3 protein-coding genes are annotated in these 2701 nt (G+C 65.2%); all 3 read right to left on the bottom strand.

The genetic code is table 11. The annotated features are described in order from the left end of the window. Window positions 1–50: 50 nt before the first annotated feature. Entirely contained in the window at window positions 51–1115 is a 1065-nt protein-coding gene (meaB, locus tag HB681_RS37485) for a methylmalonyl Co-A mutase-associated GTPase MeaB (protein WP_213959964.1), read from the bottom strand. Continuing rightward, on the bottom strand, window positions 1112–1582 hold the full coding sequence (locus tag HB681_RS37480; RefSeq protein WP_213959963.1) for a GNAT family N-acetyltransferase: 471 nt from the start codon (window positions 1580–1582) through the stop codon (window positions 1112–1114). Before HB681_RS37480 ends, meaB begins: the two co-directional genes overlap by 4 nt. Before the next feature lie 8 nt (window positions 1583–1590). Then, window positions 1591–2701: methylmalonyl-CoA mutase family protein (locus HB681_RS37475; protein WP_213959962.1), on the bottom strand; the 1111-nt coding region annotated here is incomplete at its 5' end.

Genomic DNA, 2701 nt, shown 5'->3' with positions numbered 1-2701 from the left:
TCGTTGTTCGAGGAGTTCGAGAATTTCTTTCATGGCGTCCCGTAGAGGTTTCAGATGTTGATGTCGTGGTCTTGTGCGGCCAGCAGGTTGCGCGCGGCCGTGGATGCGGGGAGCGTGCCGCCCGTCACGGCGGCGATGGTTTGCGGCAGGAGTTCGCGCACATGGGGATGGTGGCGGAAGGCATGCTTGAGGCCGGCGTCGATGCGTTCCCACATCCAGGCCAGCGCTTGTTTCTCACGCCGCATTGTGAGCCTGCCGTTGGCGGTCTGGAGCGCCCTGAATTCCATGACTGAATTCCAGAATGCATCGACACCGGTGCCGAGCAGTGCGCTGAGTTGCATCACGCGCGGTTGCCAGAAGCGGATCTCGGCTTCCGGCGAGCCGGGCACTGCATGCGCGGCCTGCATCGCCTGCGCATGCGCCGGGTTGCCGTGATGTCCAAACAGGCGCAGCGCCGAAGTGATCTGGGCCTGCGCGCGCGTGGCAGCATCCTTGTCGATGTCGGCCTTGTTGATGACGACCAGGTCAGCCAGTTCCATCACGCCCTTCTTGATGGCTTGCAAGTCGTCGCCCGCGTTGGGCAGTTGGAGCAGCACGAACATGTCGGTCATGCCAGCGACCGCGGTTTCGCTCTGGCCGACGCCCACGGTTTCGACGATGACGATGTCGTAGCCGGCGGCCTCGCACACCAGCATCGCCTCACGCGTCTTCTCGGCCACGCCGCCGAGCGTGCCCGACGACGGGCTAGGACGGATGTAGGCACGTTCGTGGACCGAGAGCATTTCCATGCGCGTCTTGTCGCCAAGGATGGAGCCGCCCGAGACGGTGGACGATGGGTCGATGGTGAGCACGGCGACACGGTGGCCCTTGCCGATGAGGAACAGGCCCAGCGTTTCGATGAAGGTCGACTTGCCGACACCAGGCACGCCGGAGATGCCGAGGCGGAAGGACTTGCCGGTGTGTGGCAGCAAGGCCGTGAGCAATTCGTCGGCTTGCTGGCGGTGGTCGTCGCGGGTGGATTCGAGCAGCGTGATGGCCTTGGCGATGGCGCGGCGCTGCGGCAAGGAAGCCGCGGCGAGCACCGCCTGCTGGAGATCCGGGACCCGGCGGATCAAGACGCCGACTCCGAAGCCTGCCAGCGGTAATGCAAGTCCACGCCCTCCCCGCCTTCAAGCGCGAAGCCGTGCCGCAGGTAGAAGCGGTTGGCGTCGCTCTGCACGAGAGCAGTGAGCTTGATGTCGCGCCCTTGTTCGCGCGCTTGCGTCTTGGCCCACTCCAGCACCCATTCGCCGATGCCCAGGCCCTGGAAGCCGGTGCGCAGGTAAAGGTGGTCCAGGCGCAGCGCGTCGCTGCCCTCGGGCTTGAGCGTGACGAAGCCGATGCGTTGGTCGCCGTCGAGCGCGATGTGATGCATGAACGGCAGGACAAAGCCCGCCTGCAGCCGCTCACGCGAACGATCGGCATCGAAGCGGCCCACGCGCTCGAGGCTCGGACGCATCGCATCGACGCGCAAGGCGAGCATGGCCTCGAAGTCGCTGGAATCCACCGGCTGCAAGGACAGCCGTGACACGATATCGAACACGTTGATCCTCAGGCCGCGACCGCCGCGCGAATCTGCTCCAGCACGTCCTTGGCACTCGCCGGAATCGGCGTGCCCGGGCCGTAGATGCCCTTGACGCCAGCTTCGTACAGGAAGTCGTAGTCCTGCCGCGGGATCACGCCGCCGACGAACACGATGATGTCGTCCGCGCCCTGCTTCTTGAGTTCCGCGATGATCGCGGGCACAAGCGTCTTATGGCCGGCCGCGAGCGTGGAGACGCCCACGGCATGCACGTCGTTCTCGATCGCCTGGCGTGCGCACTCTTCGGGCGTCTGGAACAGCGGGCCCATGTCCACGTCAAAGCCGAGGTCGGCAAATGCCGTGGCGACAACCTTCGCGCCGCGGTCATGGCCGTCCTGGCCGAGCTTGGAAATCATCACGCGCGGACGGCGGCCTTGCTCTTCGGCAAATGCTGCGATCTCGTGCTGCAGTGCTTCCCAGCCCTCGGCCGAGTCATAGGCCGCGGCATACACTCCGGTGACCTTCTGCGTGTCGGCACGATGGCGGCCGTAGACCTTTTCCAGTGCATCGCTGATTTCACCCACCGTCGCGCGCAGGCGCACGGCGTCGATGCTCAGTGCCAGCAAGTTGCCCTCGCCGCTCTCGGCCGCCGCCGTCAATGCGTCGAGCGCGGCTTGCGTCTTCGCGGTATCGCGCTTCTCGCGGATCGCATGCAGCTTGGCAATCTGCCCGTCGCGCACCTTGACATTGTCGATCGAGAGGCTGTCGATCGCGTCTTCCGTCTTGAGCTTGTACTTGTTGACGCCCACGATCACGTCCTTGCCCGAGTCGATGCGCGCCTGCTTGTCGGCGGCAGCCGCCTCGATCTTGAGCTTGGCCCAGCCGCTGTCCACGGCCTTGGTCATGCCGCCCATCGCCTCGACCTCCTCGATGATCTTCCACGCGGCATCGGCCATGTCCTGCGTCAGCTTCTCCATCATGTAGCTGCCGGCCCAGGGGTCGATCACGCTGGTGATGTGGGTCTCTTCCTGGATGATGAGCTGCGTGTTGCGCGCGATGCGCGAGCTGAACTCGGTGGGCAGGGCGATCGCTTCGTCCAGCGCATTGGTGTGCAGGCTCTGCGTGCCGCCGAACACTGCG

This window comes from Variovorax sp. dw_954, assembly GCF_018449755.1.
Lineage (GTDB): Bacteria > Pseudomonadota > Gammaproteobacteria > Burkholderiales > Burkholderiaceae_C > Variovorax.
The sequence above is the reverse complement of the archived record's forward strand: the minus strand, read 5'-3'. Positions and strand labels throughout refer to the sequence as shown.